This is a genomic window from Kitasatospora sp. NPDC036934 (genome assembly GCF_055608425.1).
On the sequence record NZ_JBVJQR010000020.1, the window covers coordinates 13,227 to 35,738 of the forward strand.

Genomic DNA, 22,512 nt, shown 5'->3' on the forward strand with positions numbered 1-22,512 from the left:
GCTGCCGGACGCCGGTACGGACCGCGCGGGGATGGAGCTGCCGCGCGGTCCGTACCGGCGTGGCCCGCGGCTACTGGATGGTGCTCGCGATCTGCTTGGTGGTGTCGGCCCAGGCGGCCTCGGAGCTCTCGTGGTTCTGCTCCATCAGCAGCACGCCGTTGCTGAACGCCCCGTGCAGGTCACCGTGGTGCGGGCCGGTCTCGGCCGGCTGGATGGCCTTGGCCGCGGTGGAGAAGATCTGCCCGGTGGGGGCGTTCGGGCCGATGTACGGGTTCTTGAAGTCCATGACGCCCGGGAGCGCGTACGCCTTCTGGTTGGCCGGGATGGTGCCGACCTTCTGGAAGACCTTGGCCTGCTGTTCGGGGGCGGTGAGCCAGACGACCAGTGCCTGGGCCGCGGCCACGTGCTTGCCGGAGGCCGGTACGGCCAGGAACGAGCCGCCCCAGTTGCCCGCGGTGGGGGCCTGCGCGACGTTCCACTTGCCGGCGTTGTCCGGGCCGGAGAACTTCTCGATGTTGGCCTGCTGCCAGGACGGGCAGACGGTGGTGGCGAACGTGGAGTTGGAGAAGGCCGTCTGCCAGGGGGTGTCGAACTCCTTGAGACCCTGGGTCATGCCGCCCTGGACCGCGTCGGAGGCCAGCTTCCAGCCGTTCTTCACACCGGCGGAGTCCTGGTAGTTCATCTTGCCGTTCTTGTAGTACTGCTCCGCGTTGGAGGAGACCACGCCGTTGTAGAGGCCGGTGGCGGTGTCCATGAAGAAGGTGCCCTTGGGGGCCTTGGCCTGGTACTGGCGGCCGACCTCGACGTACTTCGCCCAGTCACCGGCCCACAGGGCACTGACGGCGGCGGGGTCGCCGGGCAGGCCGGCGGCCTGGAAGAGGTCCTGGCGGTAGCAGATCGCCATCGGGCCGACGTCGGTGCCGAGGCCGACGGTCTTGCCCTGGGCGTTGGTCGCCTGCTTCCACTTCCAGGGCAGGTAGGCGTCCTTGTCGACTCCCTGGACCTTCGACAGGTCGGTGAAGGCGCCGCTGAGCTGGTCGGAGGTGGCCAGCGCGATCCGGCTGACCTCCAGCGCCTGGACGTCGTCGAGTCCGCCGCCCGAGAGCCGGGTCTGCAGCGCGGTCCAGTAGTCGCCCTCCTGGGTGGTGGTGTTCTCCTTGATCGTGATGTTCGGGTGCGCCTTCGTGTACTCGTCGAAGAGCCCGGCCTCCTTGTAGCCGAAGGTGCCGAAGTCGCCGACGGTCAGTGTGATCTTCGCGTTCGGGTCGTCCGAGCCGGCCCCTCCCGAGGCGCATCCGGTGGCCAGGGTCGCGGTGGCGACGGCGGCCGACAGGAGGGCGGCGGCTCTGCGGGAACGACGGCGCAGGAACATGAGGTTCTCCAGGGAGGCGGTAGCGGGGTGCGCGGGTGGGACGCGCGCGGGCGCGGCGCTCTCGCGGTGCCGGGGACTGGGCCGGGCGGTTGCGACGAGGGCGTGGGACCCGGTGTGTGAGAGGCGGGGCGGGATCGGCCCCAGGAGCGCCTCCGTGAACTGGAAGCGCTTCCAGTTCAGCAAACCCTGCTGCCTCGGACGGGAGGATGTCAAGAGGTGTTCCGCCGACGGCCGTTCGAGCCGGTTCGCCGGTCGTCGGCAGGTCGTCGGCAGGTCGGAGGTGAGGCGGTCCGGCGGGCGAGGGGGCGGCGGGGTGGCCCGGAAGCAACTTCGGGGGGCGCCCCGGGGCTCGGAAGCGTGTCCAGGGCGGCCCCGGTGCGCCGCGGAATCAGCCGGTCGTCAGGGGGGCGGACTCCCGGATCGTCAGGCGGGTCGGCAGGACGAGCGGGCTCGGGTCCTGGCCCTCGACGGCCGCCACGAGCATCCGGGCCATCTCCAGCCCGAGCGCGCGCACCGGCTGGTGCACGGTCGTCAGCGGCGGGTCGGCGTACAGGGCGCCGGCCAGGTCGTCGAAGCCGACGACCGCGACGTCCCCGGGGACGTGTCGGCCGTGTCGGCGCAGGGCGCGCAGCGCTCCCAGGGCCATGCCGTCATTGGCCGCGAACACCGCGTCGACGTCCGGGCGGTCCGCGAGCAGCCGCTCCATCGCGGCCTCGCCGCCGCCCTGGGTGAAGTCGCCCGGGACCAGGCCGGCGGGGGACAGTCCGGCCAGGACGAGTGCCTCGCGGAAGCCCTGTTCACGGGCGACGGCGGCCTGGAGGTCGACCTGCCCGGTGATCATCGCGATGTTCCGGCGTCCGCTGCCGACCAGGTGCTCGACGGCCAGGCGCGCGCCGCCCCGGTTGTCCGGGTCCACGTACCACCGGGGCGGGGTGCCGGTGAGCGGCAGACCGCCGAAGACCACGGGCAGGTCCGTCCGCTCGGCCAGCCGGCCCAGGGGGTCGTCGCCGCGCACCGCCATCAGCATCACGCCGTCCGCCCGCTGGGAGCTCAGGATGCGCCGTAGGCGCTCCTTGCCGCGGGGCGTGTTGGCCAGCAGCAGGACCAGCTCCAGGTCCGTCTGGTCGAGGAAGGAGCTGACGCCCACCGTCACCTCGGCGAAGAACGGGTCGGCGAACAGGCCGGGTTCGTCGCTGGACACCGCCAGGACGACCGTGCCCGCGCGCCGGGTCGCCAGTGCTCGCGCGGTCGGGTTCGGCACGTAGCCGAGCTCGCGGACCGCCCGTTCCACCGCGGCGCGCTTGGCCGCGCTCACGTGCGGCACGTTGTTGATGACGCGGGAAGCCGCCGTGCGTGAGACGCCGGCCCGGGCGGCGACCTCGTCCAGCGTCGGCTGGCGTCGTGGAGACGTCTCCATCGCGATCGTTGATCCTCCTGTTGCCGACGGACGTTGCCCGGGCCATGGTTCCACGGACATCCCGTGCCGCCAGGGCGACCGACCAACGCAATGCCTCCGCTGGTCGGAAGCGCTTCCACACTCTACGGCCAGGCGGGTCGGTTGTGTGGGGAGAGCGGCCACTCCGGCGGTTCCCGCTGGATATTGAGAATTGAACGAACTTGCTGCAGGCGTCTTGACACCGGGTTCGACCGGGCCCAATCATCCTCGCATCTGGAAGCGCTTCCAGAGCTCACTTCCACCCACCCCCACCCAGTGGAGGAAGCCCATGCGCAGCTCGCTTCGCCGGCTGTCCCTGCTCCTGGCCCCCGCCCTGACCGCGCTGCTGGTCGCGGTCAACCCCGGAGCCGCCCACGCCACCCCCACCACCCTGACCAGCGGCTTCTACGTCGACCCCGACTCCAGCGCCCAGCAGTGGCTCAACGCCAACCCCGGTGACGGCCGCGCGGCCGCCATCCGGTCGTCGATCGCCGCCGTGCCGACGGCGCGCTGGTTCGGCAACTGGAGCGGCACCATCGGGACGGCGACCGGCGCCTACGTCGGCGCCGCCGCCGCCACGGGCCGGCTGCCGATCCTGGTCGCCTACAACATCCCCAACCGGGACATCTGCGCCGGTCAGTCCGGTGGCGGCGCCGGGTCCGCCGCCGAGTACGCCACCTGGATCGCCGCCTTCGCCAGTGGCATCGGCAACCGGCCGGCGGTCGTCATCCTCGAACCCGACGCGCTCGGTGACCAGAGCTGCATGAGCACGAGTCAGATCACCGAACGCAACGCGATGCTGCGCAACGCCATCGCGCAGTTCAACGCCAAGGCTCCCAACACCAACCTCTACCTGGACGCCGGGAACCCCGCCTGGATGAGCGCCCAGACCATGGCCCAGCACCTGGCCGCGGCCGGGGTGAGCGGCGCGCACGGGTTCTCGCTGAACGTGTCGAACTACATCGGCACCGGGCAGAACACGGCCTACGGCGACGCCGTCAACGCCGCCCTTCAGTCGTCCAACGGCTTCACCAAGCCGTACGTCGTCGACACCAGCCGCAACGGCAACGGATCGAACGGCGCCTGGTGCAACCCGCCCGGGCGCAGGATCGGCACCCCCACGCAGTACGGCGGCGGAGCCGAGATGCTGCTGTGGATCAAGGCGCCCGGCGAGTCCGACGGCAACTGCGGTGTGGGCGCCGGGTCGACGGCGGGGCAGTTCCTGCCGCAGGTCGCCTACAACATGATCTTCGGCTACTGAGCCGAGAACCCGACCGGAGGACCCACCTGTGAGACCACGCATTCCCCGTGCGCTGATCCCCGTCGGCGTGGCCGCGCTGTTGACGGGGATCGCCGCTCCGGCTCAGGCCCAGGGCCACCAGGCCACGGGCCACACGCTGGCGGCCGACACCCGTTTCTACGTGGAACCGGACCGCGACGCCGAGCAGCAGGTCGCCACCGACCTGCTGAACGGCGACCTCGCCGGCGCCACCGCCATGGCGAAGCTCGCCAGTTGGCCCGGAGCCCACTGGTACACCGACGGCACCCCGGACGAGGTGCAGCGCCAGACGCACACCCTGGTCCGCCGGGCGGCCCGCACCGGAACCGTCCCGGTCCTGGTCGCCTACAACGTCCCGGGGCGGGACTGCTCCCAGTACTCCAGCGGCGGCGCCCAGTCGGACGCGGACTACCGGGCCTGGATCGCCGGGCTGGCCGAGGGCATCGGGCGCGACAAGGCGGTGATCGTCCTCGAACCCGACGCCCTGGCCAACCTGCCCCGGGACTGTTCCCCGACCACCGACCCGACGGGCGCTCTCACCGCGGGGCGCATCGCCGATCTCCGGTACGCGATCGACGTCCTGGAGAAGCAGCCCAACACCACCGTCTACCTGGACGCGGGCAACAGCCACTGGCAGAGCGTGGGCGCCATGACGCAGCGCCTGATGGACGCGGGGGTCGAGCGCGCCCAGGGATTCTCCCTGAACGTCTCCAACTTCTTCTCCACCGACCGGTCCGACCGCTACGGCACGTGGGTGTCCGACTGCCTCTGGTACGCCACCAAGGGCCCGGCGGCGGCCCGGGGGCACGCCGAGCAGTGCGCGAGCCAGTTCTACTCCCCGGCCGCTCCCAACGACGGCGGGGCGGGCAACTCCGTCAACGTGGACGACCCCGCCACCTGGCACTGGACCGACCTGTGGTTCCAGCAGAACGTCGGCTCGCGGCCCGCGGAGGAGCTCACCCACTTCATCGTCGACACCAGCCGCAACGGGAAGGGCGACTGGACGCCGCCGGCGGGCAAGTACGCCGGTGACCCGCAGGTCTGGTGCAACCCGCCCGGGCGCGGCATCGGCAACCGTCCCACGGCCGACACCGGCACCCCGCTCGCGGACGCCTACCTGTGGATCAAGACGGTCGGCCAGTCCGACGGACAGTGCAACCGCAGCATCCCCGGTGGAACGGCGGACCCGGAGTACGGCTCCGTCGATCCACCGGCCGGCACCTGGTGGCCCGAGCAGGCCCGCGCCCTGGTGCGGAACGCCGACCCGGCGCTGACCTTCAACGGCTGGGGCTGACCTCGCGGGTCGCTCCGCCTCGGGGAGGTGCTGGAAGAACAATCTGTTAACGCTAACAAAACCTTTGCGGAGAATCTGGCATGGCCTCATAAACGCCCAGTTCAGAGGCCATGTGAGAGCGCATCAGCGGTGTTGACGCGCTCATGGTTCGCCCATACGCTCCGGGCACCGGATCCCGTGGCCGTACTCCGATCGGAGCACTGATGTCCAAGTCCCGCCCCCGACCGTCCTTCGCCCGTGCCGCCCTGGTGGGCGCGCTCACGGCGGCCACCGCGCTGGGCGGCCTGCTCGGCGCGCCGTCCGCGCAGGCCTCGGCCGGTGCGCCGGTCGCGCCGTCCGCGGTCGGGGGCGGGTCGTTCTCCGCGCTGACCTACAACGTCGCCGGCCTTCCGCAGGTGGTGAACAGCTCCGACACCGAGCGGCAGAGCAGCACCACCGCCATCGGCGGCCGGCTCGCGCCGTACGACATCGTGCACGTCCAGGAGGACTTCAACTACCACGCCTTCCTGTACGCCGCCGACTCCCACCCGAACCGCACCGCGACCAGCGGCGGGGCGGGCATCGGCAGCGGGCTCAACACCCTGTCCGGTCTCGCCTACGACGGCGACGACTTCGAGCGGGTCAAGTGGAACGACTGCCAGCTGGACTCCGGTGACTGCCTCACCCCCAAGGGCTTCACCTTCATGCGGACCCGGCTGGCCGAGGGCGTGTACGTCGATTTCTACAACCTCCACGCCAACGCGGGCACCAACCCCGGCGACGAGACCGCCCGGGCCGCCAACCTGGCTCAGCTCACCGGCTACATCAAGACCCACTCGGCGGGGAACGCCGTCGTGGTGATGGGCGACACCAACACCCGCTACACCCGCGCCGACGACACCATCGGCGCCTTCGCCGCCGACAACAAGCTGACCGACGCGTGGGTGCAGTTGGAGCGCGGCGGTGTGGCGCCGGCCCGTGGCGCCGACCCGCTGCTGTGCGACCAGAACGCGCCCACCGACACCTGCGAGATCGTCGACAAGGTGCTCTACCGCAGCAGCGCGCTGGTGTCGCTGACCGCGACCTCGTACGCCAACAAGCACGCCGACTTCCTGGACGCCGCGGGCAAGATGCTCTCCGACCACGACCCGGTCGCCGTGGGCTTCACCTGGAGCCGGAACCAGGCCTACCTGGCGAGCGAGCAGTTCGGCGGCCCGCACGGCGACTTCTACGACGACATCGACCGCGTCCCGGCCGGTGCCCGGGCCACCACGGTCAGCCTGCGGGCCGGCAGCCGGGTCGACCAGGTCGGACTGACCCTCGCCGACGGCACCTCCCTCACCCACGGCGGCACCGGCGGCACCGCCTCCTCGCTCACCCTGGGCAGTGACGAGTACGTCAACTCGGCGACGCTCTGCCAGGGTTCTTTCAACGGGCACACCCGCATCTTCTCCGCCTCCTTCGGCACCAACCTGGGCCGCACCCTGGCCGGCGGCACCACCACCGGCGACTGCGTGACCCGCACCGCGCCCGACGGCTGGCAGATCGCCGGGTTCCAGGGGCGTGCCGGTGACGAGGTCGACAAGCTCGGCTTCCTGTTCACCCACCGCTGATCCCGCACCCCGAACGTCCCCGGCCCGGGCCGCCATCCGGGCCGGGGACGCCCGAACTCCGCTCGCACACCGTTCCGCCCCCGGCGCACGCAGCAGGAAGACCAGCAATGAACGACCAGCCCGCCCTGCACCGCCGCCGTTTCCTGCGCAGTTCCGCAGCCGCCTCGGTCGGCCTGCTCACCGCGCCCACCGCCATGAGCCTGCTGACCGCCCCGCAGCAGGCCGCCGCCGCGCCCGCGGGCCCCGTCCGGGGCGCCGCCTTCGTGGACTCCTACGCCACCAACACGATGGCCGACCTCACCCCGGAGGGGAACGCCGCCGTGCGCATCCTCACCGGGATGAACCGGATCTGGCACACCGGCCAGTCCTGGAACGACGGTTCGCCGCTGATGGCCGACGTGCTGCGCGCCAACGTGCGCTACTGCGTGGAGGTCACCACCGAGCGCACGGCGGATCAGGCCAAGGAGGCGTTCATCTACGACCGCCAGCACCAGGGCTACTCGGTCATCGCAGGCCTCGGCCCGCTCGCCGACCTGTACCGCACGGGTGCCAAGGCCGTCACCTCGATCACCACGGCGCCCGACTCCACCCCGCCCGCGAAGATCGACGACGCCGTCCCGGCCGGCGCGCCCGCCGGATCCGCGATCGGCCCCGGGACCGTCGACTCGGAGCTGGGGCAGGTGGTCACCCTGGTCAACACGCTGCGCGGGCCGTACGCCTCCGGCAACCCCTCCAAGTACGCGTACCGCTACCCGCGCCCGTGGCGGATGAACGAGGACAGCGCGGTGGTCGACACCGGCGCCACGGACGCCCTCGGCTTCCCGGTCTACGCCTCCGACGTCGTGGTCGCCCCGCAGCTGCTGCGCCAGCGCAGCACCTCGCCGGCGGACGACGGCGGCTTCGTGAGCGGTCACACCAACGCCTTCCACCTGTCCGCGCTGGCCCTGGCCTACGCGGTGCCCGAGCGCTTCCAGGAGCTGATCACCCGGGCCTTCGAGCTCAGCCACACCCGGATCGCCGCGGGCATGCACTCCCCGCTCGACGTCATCGGCGGCCGGACGCTCGCCACCGCCCTCGCCGCCGCCGCCCTCGCGGATCCGCGCAACGCCGCCCTCAAGGCCGCCGCCCGGAGCCAGGCCGCCGCGTACTTCCGGGCGAAGACCGGCAGCACCGCCGACACCCTGTACGCCTACGCCCACCGGGCCGGCCTGGCCGAGGACCCGTACGCCGACCGCGAGGCCAACGCCGAGCTGGTCACCCCGAAGCTGACGTACGTCCTGCGACGCAGCGGCCGGAACGTCCCGATGACGGTGCCCAAGGGCGCCGAGGTGCTGCTGGAGACCCGCCTGCCGTACCTGGACGCCGCCCAGCGCCGCGAGGTGCTGCGCACCACCGCGCTGCCCCCGGGCTACGTCCTGCTGGACGGGCCGGAGCTGTGGGGCAGGCTCGACCTGTTCGCCGCGGCCGACGGTTACGGCTCCTTCGAGCGGGACGTGACGGTCGAACTGAACGCCGCCGACGGCGGGTTCTGCGCGGCAGACGCCTGGCGCAACGACATCGCCGGCCCGGGCGGCCTCACCAAGCGCGGCACCGGCACGCTGACCTTGACCGGCACCAACCGCTACACCGGTGCCACCGTGGTGGCGGGCGGGGTCCTGGTGGCCGGCTCCCGCGACGCCCTCGGCCGCGGCGACGTCCAGGTCCGCGGCGGCACGCTGCGGGTGGACGCCGAGCGGGGAGCCGTCCGGCTGCACGGCGACCTCCTCCAGTCGGCCGGGACGCACCTGGAGCTGGCGCTCCACCACTGCCACTCGCCGGCGCTGACGGTCGACGGTCGGATGACGATCAGTCAGAAAGTGGGGCTCGTCCTGGAGTTGGCTGACTCGGTCGGGCTGGCCGACGACCTGGTGCTACCGGTTTTGAGGGGGCGTACGCTGCAGGGCGGGTTCAGCAGCGTCACCGTCGACGTGGACGGCTACGAGGCGACGCCGCAGTACACCCACGACGGCCTCTCGGTGCGACTGACCCGCTGCTGAACGGACCGTCCGTTCCCGGCTCCTAGGAGAAAACGCCCATGACCGTGGCCGCGACCAACTGGGCCGGGAACGTCAGGTTCCGGGCCGAGCGCTTCCACGCGCCCCGCTCCGTCGACGAGTTGCGGCGGATCGTCGCGGCAGGCCGGTCGGTGCGGGTGCTCGGGAGCGGGCACTCGTTCAACCCGATCGCGGACACCACGGGTGACTTGGTGTCCGTGGCCGGCCTGCCCCGCACGGTCGAGCCGGACGGGCGGGCCGGCACGGTCAGGGTGAGCGCCGGGATGCGGTACGGCGAACTCGCCGCGGTGCTGGACCGGGCGGGGCTCGCGCTGCACAACCTCGGATCGCTGCCGCACATCTCGGTCGCGGGCGCCTGCGCCACCGCGACGCACGGCTCGGGGGTCGCCAACGGCAACCTCGCCACGGCCGTCCGGGCCGTCGAACTGGTCACGGCGGACGGTGACCTGGTGGCGATCGACCGGGGCGCCGCGGAGTTCCCCGGCACCGTCGTGTCCCTGGGCGGCCTCGGCGTGGTCACCGGGCTGACCCTGGACGTGGTGCCGGCGTTCGAGGTCCGGCAGTGGGTCTACGAGGGCCTGCCGACGGCCGCGCTGCGGGAGCGGTTCGACGAGATCATGGCGGCCGCGTACAGCGTCAGCCTCTTCACCGGCTGGCGGACGGACCGGATCGACCAGGTGTGGCTCAAGCAGCGGGGCGGCGGCTCCGACGCCCCCGGGACGTGGTTCGGCGCGGTGCTCGCCGACGGCCCGCGCCACCCCGTGCCGGGGTGTGCGCCCGAACCCTGCACCGGGCAGATGGGCGTGCCGGGGCGCTGGCACGACCGGCTCCCGCACTTCCGGCTCGACTTCACGCCCAGCAGCGGCGACGAGCTCCAGTCGGAGTACTTCGTGGCCCGCGCGGACGCCGTCGCCGCCTTCGACGCACTGGACGCCGGGCGGGAGCGGATCGCGCCCGCCCTGCAGATCAGCGAGATCCGTACGGTGGCGGCCGACGGGCTGTGGCTCAGCCCGGCCTTCCAACGCGACTGCGTGGCCTTCCACTTCACCTGGCACCCCGACGCGGCGGCCGTGGCGGAGGCCGTCGCCGCAGTCGAGGGGGCGCTGTCCGGCTTCGCCGCCCGGCCGCACTGGGGCAAGGTCTTCGCCATGGCGCCCGAGGCGGTCCGGGAGTCCTACCCGCGCTGGGAGGACTTCCGCAGGCTGCTGGGCGAGTTCGATCCGGCGGGCACGTTCCGCAACGAGTTCGTGGCCCGCCACTTCGGCGCCGGGTAGCAACTGCCGGGCATCCCGACTCCTTCTTCCGTTAGCGCTAACATGATCCTTGACTATTCAACTACACCAAGTTTGACTGGGGCACATCACGTCGGCGCACATCGCCTCCAAGCGGAACAGCGCCGACGAGATCCCAGGACAGGAAACCCCAACTCCCATGCTGGAAGAGACCGATGCCGTCGTGACCACGCTCCACGCCACCATCACCCCGGGCGAGGCGGTCCGCGGCGGCAGTGAGCGGGTCTACCGCAGGCTCGTCGCCGCGCCGGGTGAGCCCCACCTCCTGCGGGACGATCTGACCGGCCACCGGCCGGAAGCGCCGGACTCCCTGCTGCGCTTCGTGCACGTCACCGACTACCAGCTGGCCGACCCCGCCTCGCCGGGCCGGATCGACTTCGTCCAGCGGTACGCCGACCGGCCGGAATGGGCCGGGATGGTGCCGGCATACCGTCCGCAGGAGATCGTCGCCACCCACGCGTTCGAGGCGATGGCCCGCACCGTGGCCGGGCTGGCGGCGGACCCGGCGGCGCCCGTCCGCTTCGTGCTCACCACCGGGGACAACGCCGACAGCGCCCAACTCAACGAACTGCGCGGTTTCCTGGCACTGATGAACGGCGGTGACACCGTCGACCCGACCTTCGGCGCCGCCGACAGCGGGGACAGCGCGGCGATCCCCTCGTACGCGGTGTCCGGCGACTACTACAACCCGGAGCCGCGGTCGCGGGACCGGTACAAGCGCCGGTACGGATTCCCCGACCGACCGAGCCTGTTGGCGGCGGCGGCCGTTCCGTTTCCCGCCCAGGGCTTCGGCGTCGACTGGCTGGCCTGCTTCGGCAACCACGACTGCCTGGCCCAGGGGCGGGCACCCCTCACCCCGGAGTTCCAGGGCCTGCTCACCGGTGGAGAGCGGCCGGTCGCCGCACCTGCGGCGCTGCCCGGGAAGCCGGGCGACGCGTACCTGGCGGACCCCACGGTGCTGGCGGGCGGGTCGACGCGGTGGATCCGACCGCGGGCGGACCGGCGCCCGATCAGCAAGGCGGAGTACATCCGGGCGCACCTGGACAGCCCGGGCACACCCCGGGGGCACGGGTTCAGCGAGGCCGACCTCGCCGAGGGCCGGGGGTACTACTGCTACGACGAGATCCCCGGTGTGCGGGTGATCGTCCTCGACTCCACCAACCCGGCCGGCCACGTCACCGGCAGCATCGGGCGGCGTCAGCGGGACTGGCTGGAGCAGCGCCTGGTCGAGGTGCACTCCGGTCACCGGGACGCGGCCGGGGCCGAGGTGCGCACGGGCCACCAGGACCGGGTGGTCATCCTGGCCTCGCACCACGGGCTGGAGCTGTTCGACAACACCGTCGAGCGGCCGGACGAGGCTGCCCGGCCCGACGCGGACCTGCCCCGGGTGCTGGGCGAGGAGGTCGAGGCCCTGCTGCACCGCTTCGGCAACGTGGTGCTCTGGCTGGCGGGGCACCAGCACCTCAACTCGGTCACCCCGAAGGGGCGTCCCGGCGGCGGCTTCTGGCACGTCATCACCTCGGGGCTGTGCGAGTGGCCGTCACAGGCGCGTCTGCTCGAACTCCTCGTGGGTACGGACACCCTGGTGATCCGCTCCACGATGATCGACCACGCCGCGCCGCTCCGGCCGGGCGCCGACCTCGGCCTCTGGGACCTGGCCGCCGTCCACCGGGAGCTGAGCGCCAACGAGCCGACCAGGGTCGGCGGTCCGGACTCCGCGGGCACCGTTCGGGACCGGAACGTCGATCTCCTCGTCCCGATCGGCCCCGCCCTCGCCGCCGCCCTGCGGGCCGGCGTCGACGGACGCTGATCAGCAGGTCTTCCTGTGGCGTGCCGCAGTCCTGCGGTAACGACTCGGTCCGTGATTGCTGATGTGGGTACAGTTCCTTGAAGGGAAGGGTTGGGGAATGCTGCTCGTTGACCAGCAACCGCCCCCGGCTCGGAGGTGCCCCTTCCGTGACCGGGCGGCCCCGGCCAGCGGGCAGGCTGAAGGCCACACAAGGAGGACGCATAGATTCCGATGAGCCGATGTACCAGTTCCGGCGCGACGTCACGCGGCAGAAAAGCCCCCCGAACCTTCTGGACGTGACAGGGGCGCACGGTCTGGCCCAAGCCGCCGGCATCGCGAGCTTCTGGATCCGCAAGGGCATCGCTGACCGCGTTGAGGTACTCAACCGGCAACGACTAGTCCTTGCGATCTCACGGTTCGACGTCCGCGTGCTCGATGAGCCGCACGGGCAGAACACCTATCAGGTCCGGACGCTGGACAAACAGCACGCCTTGATCTGCCTCGGCCACGCGGCCCAGCTGCGAGACGCGTTGGTCGTCGCCGACGAGCAGTTGCTGTCCCGAAGTGCGGCCGCTGTGGTGGAGATTCGCAGAAGCCGCTCCATCATCGCACTTCTGACCCGGGCGGACCTGGGCTGGGTGTGGCCCGGACGCGGCGTTCGCACGTGTACGGGGGACGCCAGCGCTGGACTGACAGCTCCTTCGTGACTGCCGTGACGTGACACTGGCCGCACGGGTTCTTCGAGTGTGACCAAGAAGTGGGCCCGTGCGGCCTTGACCCATCCTGCCTTCTGCGGCGTCTCGCGCACACATCTCGGCGATTTGATCGAAGAGTTGGCCGACCCGTGGCTCGCCCGTTGCGAATCGGAGCTCCGTGAGCGCCGTGGTGCCGAGCGGCAACGCGAGGCCGGTGCTGGGCCGAAGCACGACCTGGTCTTCACCGACCGCCTGCTGGTCACCCTGGTCCACCTGCGCACCTGGCTCCCGCACGCCGCGCTCGCCGAACTGTACGGCACCGCCCGCTCCACGATCTCCCGCGCCATCGGCGAGATCCGCCTGCTGCTCGCGGAGCGCGGCTTCGCCGTCCCCGACCGCCCCGGCATCCGACTGCGCACCCTGGCTGACGTGTTCGCCTACGCTGAGGCCGAGGGGATCCGGCTGCGGATCGACGGCGCCGAGACCCAGGTCCGCCGCCCGAAGGCCAACCGGCCCGGGCGGCGGGCCTTCGCCTCCGGCAAGAAGAAGAAGCAGAACACCATCAAGACCACCACCATCAGCGACGGCCAGGGCCGCCTGCTGTGGTCGGGTGCGGACCGCCCTGGCCGTATGCACGACCAGACCGCGATGCGCACCGAGGGCATCGCTGAGCAGTTCCGTTTCCGCCCGAACGTGACAGCCGAGGTCGACGAGGGCTACCGGGGCCTGGCCGACGAGTTCCCCGACCAGATCAGCGCCCCGCCCAAGAAGCCGAAGGACGACGCGCCGCTCGGCGAGCAGTACGCCTGGCGGGAGATGCGCCGACGGCAGTCCTCGGAGCGGATCTGCGTCGAGCACGCCAACGCCGAATTGCGGCAGTGGCGCCCACTCCAGCGCTACACCGGCCGACGCGAGGACTACGCCGAGACCCACCAGGCGATCGCCTCACCGGTCTCGGACCGCTCAGCCCGCCGGCCGACCAGCCGCAAGCCGAGCACTGAACTCGTGCTCGCTCGGCAGACCGCCTGCTGATCATTCACCAGCCGACCCGCCAGGCCGGCACGTCCGGACCCCAATCGCGGACCGAGTCGTAAGCCCGACGTGGGTCGCTTCGGCGCCCGGCCGTACCTGGCGGGCCGGCAGCGGCTGACGGCGAACCGGCACGTGCGGAGCAAGTGGAAGGCCGCCCCCCGGCCACGGTCTACCGGGGAGGAGCTGCTCCGCAGGACTTCCCGACCCTCTTCAATGACGTCCACGCCGCCTACCAGAACACCCTGCGCCGGTGGATCAGCCGTGACGGGGCCCACGGCGATGCCGCCCGGGACATCCTCGACGCCCGGTCGGCGACGGCTGACGAAGGTCGATCGGTCCGCGACGCAAGGGTGCCCCAGCCGACCGGTCGGCTGGGGCACCCCGGGGTGGATCGAGGGGGCGGGTCAGCGCTGGAGGGTCAGCAGGCCCGGCCGCCAGGGCAGTTGGTCGTAGGGGCCGCCCGCACCGGGGTTCTTGCCCTGGTAGAGGAACTGGAGGTTGCACGGGTCGATGGTCATGGTCTGGTCGGGGTTGTTGCGGACCAGGTCGCCGTGGCTGATGTCGTTGGTCCAGGTGGCGCCGCTGTTTGCCTTGCCGGCGAAGGGGTTGCCCTCGGTGGCGGCCTGCGGGGTCCAGGAGCCGTTGAGGCTGGTGGCGGTGAAGGAGCGGAAGTAGCGCTGCTCGTTCGCGCCGCGGGCCTCGACGATCATGAGGTACTGGTTCCGGTCCTTGACCTTGTAGACCTGCGGGGCCTCGAAGAGGTTCTTCACGTCGTCGGTCATGACGGTGGTGTAGGAGGAGCCGAAGTTGCCGGGGAAGTTCCCGATCGGCATGCTCGCCCGGTAGATGCTGCCGTTGTCACCGGCGAAGAACAGGTACATGTTCTGGCCGTCGCCGATCAGGGTCTGGTCGATCGGGCCGGTGCCGGAGCCCGGGACGCTGCCGGTGAACAGTGGCTGGGGTGCGGACCAGCCATTGGGGTTGGTCGGGTCGTTCGACGTGCGGTAGACGAAGGGCCACTGGCCCCACTGGTAGGCCAGAACCCAGATGTTCTTCGGTGCGAAGTAGAACAGCGTGGGCGCCACCGCGTTCTGGTTCATCCCGGTCTGGGGGGCCGAGGCCATGTCCGACCAGTTGGTGAAGGGGGCGAAGGCCATCGAGCCGTACGAGGAGCCGTTCACGTTCGAGGCGTAGACCAGGTGCTTGCCGTTGTAGACGACGTCGGTGAAGTCCTTCACCGAGGCCCACCCGTTCGCAGGCTGGGCCAACGCGCCGCTCGAGGACCAGCGGTAGCTCGACGGCAGGGCGCAGCTGCCGCCACCGTTGCCGCCGCCCGGCGGGGTCGGTGCGGAGGACAGGCCGGTCCACTTCTGGTTGGCGCCGCCGTTGCACGGCCAGATCTCCACCGCAGTGCCGTTGGCGGTGCCGCCGCCCGTGACGTCCAGGCACAGCCCGGACTCCGTGCCGACCACCGTGCCGTCGGAGTTGAGCTGCCACTGCTGGTTGGTGCCGCCGCTGCAGCTCCAGATCTGTACCCGGGTGCCGGCCGCGGTGGCGTGGCCCGGCACGTCCAGGCACTTGTCGCCGTAGACCGTCAGCTGGTTGCCGGACGTCGACGTCCACTGCTGGTTCGCGCCGTTGGAGCAGTCGTATATCTGGAGGGAGGCGCCGTCGCTCTGGGCGGCGTTCTGCACATCGAGGCACCGGCCGGAACCCGAGCCGCGCAGGGCGCCGCTGGTGGCGGCCTGGGCCGTGGTGGTGGCGCCGAGCATGGCCGCGAGGGCTGCCACGGTCGCGAGCAGGGCGGTGAGCACCGTGGGCAGCTGCCCACGGCTGGACGTTCGTTGACGCATGGGGAACTCCTTCAAGACCGGGTGGAGTCGTCGGATGGTGTTGTGAGCGCTCACACGAGGCGCCCGCCGGGGCGCCTCGTGCCCCGCGGCTCAGCTCAACCGAAGTTCCAGTGCTGGTTGGTGCCACCGTTGGAGTCCCAGACCTGGACGGGAGTGCCGTTGCCGGTCTGACCGCCGGGGATCTCCAGGGCCTTGCCGCTGGCGACGTTGGTCAGGGTGTAGGAGCCGTCGTCGTTCCGGGCGGCCCGCCCGTGCTGGTTGGCGGCGCCGCTGGCGTCCCAGACCTGCGTCCGTGTCCCGTTGCTCAGCTGGTTGTTCGGCTCGTCCAGGGCCCTGCCGCTGGCGACGTTGGTGAGCGTGTAGGAGCCGTCGTCGTTCTGATCGGCCCGCCAGCGCTGGTTGGCGGCGCCGCCGCCGTCCCAGACCTGGAGTTGGGTGCCGTTGCCGTTCTGCCCCGAGGGCTCGTCGAGGACCCGGCCGGCCGCCGCGTCGGTGAGGGTGTAGACGGCGCCGGAGGTGATGCCCCCACTCGGCGTGCCGCCGCCCCCGCCGCCCCCGCCGGAGGAGGCGCCCACCGTGATGTTGGAGCTGCCACTGCTCTGGTAGCCCTCGGTGGCCAGGACCTCGTAGTTCATGGTGCCGAGGTTCATGCCGGACCTGGACCACGCGTCGAAGTGGTTCCCGACGGTGATGGTTCCACCGGTGCGCCCGCCCCGACGGACGCTCCAGTACTGGTTGAAGGTCCTGATGCCCTCGATCGAGGGTGCGTTGTACCGCGTCGTCTCGTAGATGTCGTAGGTGCCGCCGTCACTGGTGACGGTGCCCTTGTACGAACCGGTGGGCCGGTAGGAGCCGTAGTTGTCGACGATGTAGTACTCGACGAGCGGGTTGGTGCTCCAGCCGTAGAGCGACAGGTAGGCGTTGCCGTTGGTGCTCCAGGTGCCCGAGTAGCTCACCGGGTTGCGCGAGCCGGTGCTCCAGCCCTTGCCGGCGACGAAGTTGCCGGCGTTGGACCAGGAGGTGCCGTAGTTGCCGCCGCCGTTCAGCGACATCGATACCGCGCCGCTGCCCTCGGTCCAGAACGAGTAGAAGTAGCCGCCGTCGGTGCCGGTCTGATTCGTGGTCACGGTCGCGGCGTCGGCGGTGCCGGGCAAGATCAGGACGACCGCGAGGGCCGGTGCGAGGACGTGCGCCTTGCCGACGAGCCGCCGGAGGCGGCCGGCCTTGCGGCTCTTGGGGTGGGAGGAGTTCACGGGGGTGGTCCATCCTGCCGATGGGTGGGGGTGGGGGTGCGCCCCTGCGCAACCGAGGGCCGCGAGCGGACGGGTGGGCCGAACGAAGGCTCATGGCGGCGCAGGGGTGCGATACTCCGCCAACATCGCTCTGCCCGGAGTGAGTTGACGTCATGTGGCCCGGATTCGGATCCGGGCCACGGCCGTTCGCACGTGTCGACGGCGACAGTGTTGGTCTGGACTCGACAAGGTGTCAACTGTTGCGGCAGAAACAGCGAAAGTGTCGGCTGTGGCCCGGTCTTGTCTCTTCCCGCAAAAGCACCAGGTCAGCTGCCCGACGGCCGATCCGGCCGGCGGGGTTGCGCCGATCTGCCGCAAGGGAAGGCTGTAAATTTCACGAGCGGATCTTCCGAAAGTTTCGCGAACGCGGCGGCGCCGCGGAGGCCCGCTGCGGTGTGGGCGGAGGCGGGGCGAGTCGCTCGCAGGACGACTTCCCGAGCCGAGAGTGCCGCACCGTCGGCCGACGACCGGTGAGGTCGGCAGCACTCGACCCGTGATCATCCCGTCGAACCGCCGGGACTCGTCGAGGACCGCCGTGACCGTCGGGGTACGTGGACCGGCAACGGGCCGACGAGCACGGCTCCCCGGGCGCTACCGGCCCCGGGCCGGCCGGGTGGCCCGGATGAGCCAGAGCGTCGCGGCCAGGCAGAGCGCGGAGACCGCCCCGAGCACCAGGGGCACCGAGCGGACTCCCACCGATTCGATGGCCCTGCCGAGGGTCGGCCCGGCGACGACCCCGCCCAGCATCGAGGCCGCGATCACCAGGGCCCCGGCCCGGCGGGCCCGCGGCGCGGCGCGGTGGAGCCAGGGCAGCCCGGTGGGGAAGATCGGTGCGATGAACAGGCCGACCCCCGCGTAGGCGTACGGGGCGATGCCCGGTACGGCAGCGAGCAGCAGGCAGGCCGTCATCCCCGTGCAGGACACCGTGATGATCGACTCGACGGAGAACCGGAGCGTGATCGGGGCCACCAGGAAGCGCCCGACCGTCATCATCAGCCAGTACACGGAGGTGGCGGTTGCGGCGAGCCCGGCGCCGTAGCCGACGGTCTCCAGGTGGGTGGGCTCCCAGCCGCCGACCCCCGCCTCGATTCCGACGTGCAGGACGTACAGGGCGACGAAGACGGCCAGCACCGAGCCCAGGCTCCGGCCGAGGGCGCTCCCGGTGGCCTCGGCCGGGCCGCTGCCGCCGGGGGCCCGCCCGCCGGCCCCGTCCCGCACGCCGGCCCCGTCCCGCACGCCGCGCAGGCACAGCAGCAGCGGCAGGTCGGCCGCCGCGAAGACCAGGAAGAGCGCGGGGTAGTGCTCGGCGCCGACCGCGCCCACGAGGGCGGGGCCGAGGATGGCGCCGATGCCGAAGTGGGCGTTGAGGACGTTCAGCATCGCCGTCGAGCGGCGGCCGAAGCCGATGGCGAAGAGCTGGTTGAGGCCGTAGTCGATGCCGCCGAAGCCGAGGCCGGCGAGCAGTGCCATCGCCAGGGCGGCCGACCAGTCGGGGGAGAGGGCGAAACCCGCCGCGCCGACCGCCATCAGCAGGTAGGAGACGCCGAGCAACCGGCGGTTGCCGATGCACCCGAACAGCCGGTCGAAGAGCAGGACACCGGCCACCCCGCCGACGAAGTGGGCGCTGAGGCCCAGTCCGGCGGCCGCGGGGGAGAGCTGGAAGTCGTCCCGGAACGCGGGGATCGCCGGCCCGTACAGCGCCTGGAGCGCTCCGATGAGCACGAAGCCGACACAGGACGCGACCGTCGCCGCCGGGCTGAACATCCGGACGTCGGGGGCGGCGGAGGCCGCAGCGACGCGCCGGGCGGTCGGTTGGTCGGTCACGGGCTCTCCAGCGGGCGGGCCGAGGTCGATTGACGGCGGATCAGGACATGCCTTCAGCGGGCCCGTTAACGCTCTCACCGTCGTCGCCGGTGATGCAAGGGGATGGCGAAGGGGCTTGCGAACGGCCCGAGCGGGGCGGGACGGGGGTGGCGCGGTCAGCCCGAGGCCCGGACGACCAGCCGGGTGGGGAGCACCACCGATTCGCCGTGCGCCGGGTTGCGCAGCAGCAACTCCAGGGCACGGGAGCCGAGCTCCTCCACCGGTTGGCGGACCGTGGTCAGCCCCGGGCGGCACCGCGCCGCGACGGGGGCGTCGTCGAAGCCGATCAGAGCCACGTCCTCGGGCACCCGCAGGCCGCGCCGCCGCAGAGCCCGGAGGGCTCCTGCGGCCATCTGGTCGGAGGCGGCGAACACCGCGTCCAGCTCGGGGCGCTGGTCCAGCAGCCACTGCATCGCGTGCTCACCTGAGGCGCTGCTGAAGTCGCCGTACGCCACGGCGGGGCGGCAGGCGAGCACCGCGGCCATCGCCTGGTGGTAGCCGGCCAGGCGGTCCGCGCCGGCGGCGGTGTCCGGGGGCCCGGCGATGGTGGCCACCGAGCGGCGGCCGGACGCGCACAGCCGCCGCACCGCCTCCCTGGCGCCGGTCAGGTTGTCCGCGTCCACGAACGCCACCGTGCCCGGCTCCGGTGGCCGGCCCAGCGACACCACGGGGACCCTGGCCGCGTCCAGCAGCCGGATGAGCGCGGTGTCACCCCAGGGGCCGACCAGCAGCACGCCGTCGACGTGGCCGCCGCACAGGTAGCGCACCAGGGGCGGCCGCCGGGAGCGCCGGGGCACCGTGAAGACGGCCAACTCCCTTTCCACGCCCGGCAGAGAGCGCCGCAGCCCGGCCAGCAGCCGTACCGGGAAGGCGTCCGCGTGGTACTGCAGCGGATCGGCGAACACCACGACGGCCACCACGCCGGTCCCGCGGGTGCTGGGCGCCCGGCGGCGGACGTACGACAGCTCGCGCGCCGCCCGTTCCACCCGGGCCGCCACCTCGGTGGAGACCCGGGCGGAACGATTCAGCACTCGCGAGGCGGAGGCGATGGAGACACCGGCCCGACGGGCGACCTCGGCCAAGGTCGGAGCAGGGTCGGTGCCGGGGAAGGGCTGGGACATGGGGGCCGTCCTGGATCGATGCTCGATACGGGAACTGCACCCCGAACTCAGAATGCGCCGCGAACTCCTCGCGCGCCGCTCCACCCACCGCTGTCAGCTTCGTCGGTCGCGGGACCGGCGTCAAGGGATCCGACGCGTTCACAGACCCAGGTCAGGCAGCGTGCCCCGGCGGATCACCTCCGCGTACCAGCGGGCGCTGTCCTTGGCGATCCGCTCCTGGGTGTCGTAGTCCACGTAGTACAGGCCGAACCGCTTGCCGTAGCCGTACGCCCACTCGAAGTTGTCCATCAGCGACCAGAGGAAGTAGCCCCGCACGTCCACCCCGGCGGCGATCGCCCGCCGGACGGCGTCGAGGTGTCCGCGGAGGTAGTCGATGCGCTGCGGGTCGTGCACCGCACCCTCCGGTGTCACCCGGTCGTCGAAGGCGGCACCGTTCTCGGTGACCATCAGCGGCAGCCCGGGGTGTTCGCGGTGGAGACGCAGCAGCAGGTCGGTCAGGCCGGTCGGGTCGATCGGCCAGCCCATGGCGGTGCGCTCGCCGGGCGCGCGGTGGAAGAGCACGTCCGCGCAGCCGGGGAAGGGGGACTGGGCGCCGTCGCCGTGGCCCGCCTCGCTCGCGGCCGCGGCGCCCGGGGCCGATCCGTCCGGCAGGGCCGAAGTCACCGTGGGGTTGTAGTAGTTGACACCCAGCAGGTCGATCGGCCGGGCGATGGTGTCGAGGTCGCCGTCGTGGATCAGCGCCGACCAGTCGACCAGGTGCGCCGTGTCGACGAGCAGGTCGACGGGGTAGGCGCCGTTCAGCATCGGCCCGGTGAAGACCCGGTTGCCCACCGCGTCGATCCGGCGGGCGGCCTCGCGGTCGGCGGCGGACTCGGTGAGCGGCCGCACCGCGTGGAGGTTGAGCGACACGGCGATCCGAGCGTCCCGGGGCAGCGTCGCGCGCAGCGCCTCGACCGCGCGGCCGTGGCCGAGGTTGAGGTGGTGGGCCGCGCGCAGGGCGGCCGTCCAGTCGGCCCGGCCCGGGGCGTGCACCCCGGAGCCGTAGCCGAGGAAGGCCGAGCACCAGGGTTCGTTGAGGGTGGTCCAGATGCCCACCCGGTCGCCGAGCGCGTCGGCCACCAGTGCGGCGTAGTCCGCGAACCGCTCCGCGGTGTTGCGGTTCGGCCAGCCCCCGACGTCCTCCAAGTCCTGGGGGAGGTCCCAGTGGTAGAGCGTGACCGCGGGCTCGATGCCGTGCTCCAGCAGCTCGTCCACCAGCCGCCGGTAGAAGTCCAGGCCCCGTTCGACGGCCGGCCCGCGTCCGGTCGGCTGCACCCGGGGCCAGGACACCGAGAACCGGTAGGCGCCCAGGCCCAGTTCGCTCATCAGCCGGACGTCCTGGTGGTAGCGGTGGTAGTGCTCGGTGGCGCGGTCGCCGGTGTCGCCGTCCGCCGTCCGCCCCGGGGTGCGGCTGAAGGTGTCCCAGATCGAAGGGGTGCGGCCGTCCACGTCGACGGCCCCCTCGATCTGGTAGGCGGCCGTCGCGGCTCCCCAGAGGAAGCCGGCGGGGAAGGCCGGGGCGGCGGTGGCGGCGGTGGCGGCCGGGGTGGGCTCGGTCCGTGGGGGAGTCATGGCTGGATGTCTCCTGTTCCGATGAGGAATATTGACGGTCCGTCAGGTCCCGTCGGTTTCTGATCAATCTGATGAAACGTCAGTTCTTGACGGCGCCAGCGGTGATCCCGCCGACGACCTGCCTGCCCAGCAGGGCGAACACCAGCAGCAGCGGTGCCGTCCCGAGCAGCGAGCCGGTGAGGATGACGGCCTGGTCGGAGTCGTACGAGCCGCCACCGAGGCCGGCCAGTGCCACCTGGACGGTGGGATTGCTCTGGCTCAGCGCGATCATCGGCCAGAAGAAGTCGTTCCAGGACTGCACGAAGACCAGCATGCCGAGCACGGCCATGCCGGGCCGGGCGATCGGCAGCACCACGCTCCACAGGATTCGCAGGCTGCTGGCGCCGTCCATCCGGGCCGCCTCGACCAGGTCGATCGGCAGTGCCTCGGCCAGGAACTGCCGCATGAAGAACACCCCGAACGCGGCGACCAGATTGGGCAGGATCACCGACTGGAGCTGGTCGGTCCAGTGCAGCTTCGCCATGATCTGGTACAGCGGGATGACGCTCAGTTGGGCGGGCACGGTCATGGTCGCCACCACCAGGCTCAGCAGGGCGTTGCGACCCCGGAACGGCAGTTTGGCGAAGGCGAAGCCGGCCAGGGTCGCGAACAGCACCGTGCTGGCGGTCACGCAGCCGGCCACCACCGTCGAGTTGAGCAGCGCCCGGCCCATGTGGACCTGGTTCCAGGCGATGTCGAGGTTGTGCCACAGGTTGTCGCCGGGCAACAGTGGCGGCGGGGTCCGGGCGATCCGGCCGCCGGAGGTCGAGGCGCCGACCACGGTCCAGTACAGCGGGAACAGGGACAGCACGGCGACGACGATCAGCACCGCATAGGTGAACGGTCCGGCCCCGGTGAGGCCCCGCGCTCCCGAGCGTCGTCCGGGCTTGACGGTCATC

16 protein-coding genes are annotated in these 22,512 nt (G+C 71.8%); 8 read left to right on the plus strand and 8 right to left on the minus strand.

Going from position 1 to position 22,512, the window contains the following annotated elements:
• Nucleotides 1–70: 70 nt before the first annotated feature.
• Entirely contained in the window at nt 71–1,372 is a 1,302-nt protein-coding gene (locus tag ACZ7BZ_RS27425; RefSeq protein ID WP_380453578.1) for an ABC transporter substrate-binding protein, read from the minus strand.
• Between the two features lie 388 nt (nt 1,373–1,760).
• Nucleotides 1,761–2,789, minus strand: coding sequence for a LacI family DNA-binding transcriptional regulator (locus ACZ7BZ_RS27430; protein WP_380453581.1), 1,029 nt, complete (start codon nt 2,787–2,789; stop codon nt 1,761–1,763).
• Between the two features lie 307 nt (nt 2,790–3,096).
• On the opposite strand from ACZ7BZ_RS27430, the gene ACZ7BZ_RS27435 reads away from it, so the two are divergent.
• The 8 genes from ACZ7BZ_RS27435 to ACZ7BZ_RS27470 all read left to right on the plus strand — a co-directional run bounded on the left by ACZ7BZ_RS27435 (nt 3,097) and on the right by ACZ7BZ_RS27470 (nt 13,834).
• Nucleotides 3,097–4,068 (plus strand): glycoside hydrolase family 6 protein, encoded by a 972-nt coding sequence (locus ACZ7BZ_RS27435; protein WP_470360658.1) that lies wholly within the window; start codon nt 3,097–3,099, stop codon nt 4,066–4,068.
• A 28-nt stretch (nt 4,069–4,096) separates the two neighbouring features.
• Nucleotides 4,097–5,380, plus strand: coding sequence for a glycoside hydrolase family 6 protein (locus tag ACZ7BZ_RS27440; protein ID WP_470360659.1), 1,284 nt, complete (start codon nt 4,097–4,099; stop codon nt 5,378–5,380).
• A 203-nt stretch (nt 5,381–5,583) separates the two neighbouring features.
• The gene (locus ACZ7BZ_RS27445; protein ID WP_470360660.1) at nt 5,584–6,972 is read left to right on the plus strand and encodes a jacalin-like lectin; all 1,389 of its coding nucleotides are present in this window, start codon (nt 5,584–5,586) and stop codon (nt 6,970–6,972) included.
• Nucleotides 6,973–7,079: 107 nt separating this feature from the next.
• Nucleotides 7,080–9,008, plus strand: a complete 1,929-nt coding sequence (locus ACZ7BZ_RS27450) for a phosphatase PAP2 family protein (RefSeq protein ID WP_470360661.1) — start codon at nt 7,080–7,082, stop codon at nt 9,006–9,008.
• Nucleotides 9,009–9,046: 38 nt separating this feature from the next.
• A complete protein-coding gene (locus ACZ7BZ_RS27455) occupies nt 9,047–10,300 on the plus strand; it encodes an FAD-binding protein (protein ID WP_470360662.1) in 1,254 nt (417 codons plus the stop codon).
• A 157-nt stretch (nt 10,301–10,457) separates the two neighbouring features.
• Complete coding sequence (locus ACZ7BZ_RS27460) at nt 10,458–12,128, plus strand: metallophosphoesterase family protein (protein ID WP_470360663.1); 1,671 nt, start codon at nt 10,458–10,460, stop codon at nt 12,126–12,128.
• A 218-nt stretch (nt 12,129–12,346) separates the two neighbouring features.
• The gene (locus ACZ7BZ_RS27465; RefSeq protein ID WP_470360664.1) at nt 12,347–12,814 is read left to right on the plus strand and encodes a hypothetical protein; all 468 of its coding nucleotides are present in this window, start codon (nt 12,347–12,349) and stop codon (nt 12,812–12,814) included.
• A gap of 39 nt (nt 12,815–12,853) precedes the next feature.
• Complete coding sequence (locus ACZ7BZ_RS27470) at nt 12,854–13,834, plus strand: transposase (protein ID WP_470360665.1); 981 nt, start codon at nt 12,854–12,856, stop codon at nt 13,832–13,834.
• A gap of 404 nt (nt 13,835–14,238) precedes the next feature.
• Here ACZ7BZ_RS27470 and ACZ7BZ_RS27475 read toward each other — a convergent pair whose 3' ends face one another.
• From ACZ7BZ_RS27475 to ACZ7BZ_RS27500, 6 genes are all read right to left on the minus strand, one after another.
• On the minus strand, nt 14,239–15,687 hold the full coding sequence (locus ACZ7BZ_RS27475) for a non-reducing end alpha-L-arabinofuranosidase family hydrolase (protein WP_470360666.1): 1,449 nt from the start codon (nt 15,685–15,687) through the stop codon (nt 14,239–14,241).
• Between the two features lie 95 nt (nt 15,688–15,782).
• On the minus strand, nt 15,783–16,940 hold the full coding sequence (locus ACZ7BZ_RS27480) for a glycoside hydrolase family 11 protein (RefSeq protein WP_470360667.1): 1,158 nt from the start codon (nt 16,938–16,940) through the stop codon (nt 15,783–15,785).
• 630 nt (nt 16,941–17,570) lie between these two features.
• Nucleotides 17,571–18,743, minus strand: a complete 1,173-nt coding sequence (locus ACZ7BZ_RS27485; RefSeq protein WP_470360745.1) for an MFS transporter — start codon at nt 18,741–18,743, stop codon at nt 17,571–17,573.
• A gap of 215 nt (nt 18,744–18,958) precedes the next feature.
• Nucleotides 18,959–19,963 (minus strand): LacI family DNA-binding transcriptional regulator, encoded by a 1,005-nt coding sequence (locus tag ACZ7BZ_RS27490; RefSeq protein WP_470360668.1) that lies wholly within the window; start codon nt 19,961–19,963, stop codon nt 18,959–18,961.
• Between the two features lie 138 nt (nt 19,964–20,101).
• The gene (locus ACZ7BZ_RS27495) at nt 20,102–21,574 is read right to left on the minus strand and encodes a glycoside hydrolase family 1 protein (protein WP_470360669.1); all 1,473 of its coding nucleotides are present in this window, start codon (nt 21,572–21,574) and stop codon (nt 20,102–20,104) included.
• A gap of 79 nt (nt 21,575–21,653) precedes the next feature.
• Nucleotides 21,654–22,511, minus strand: coding sequence for a carbohydrate ABC transporter permease (locus tag ACZ7BZ_RS27500; protein ID WP_470360670.1), 858 nt, complete (start codon nt 22,509–22,511; stop codon nt 21,654–21,656).
• Nucleotide 22,512 lies beyond the last annotated feature (1 nt).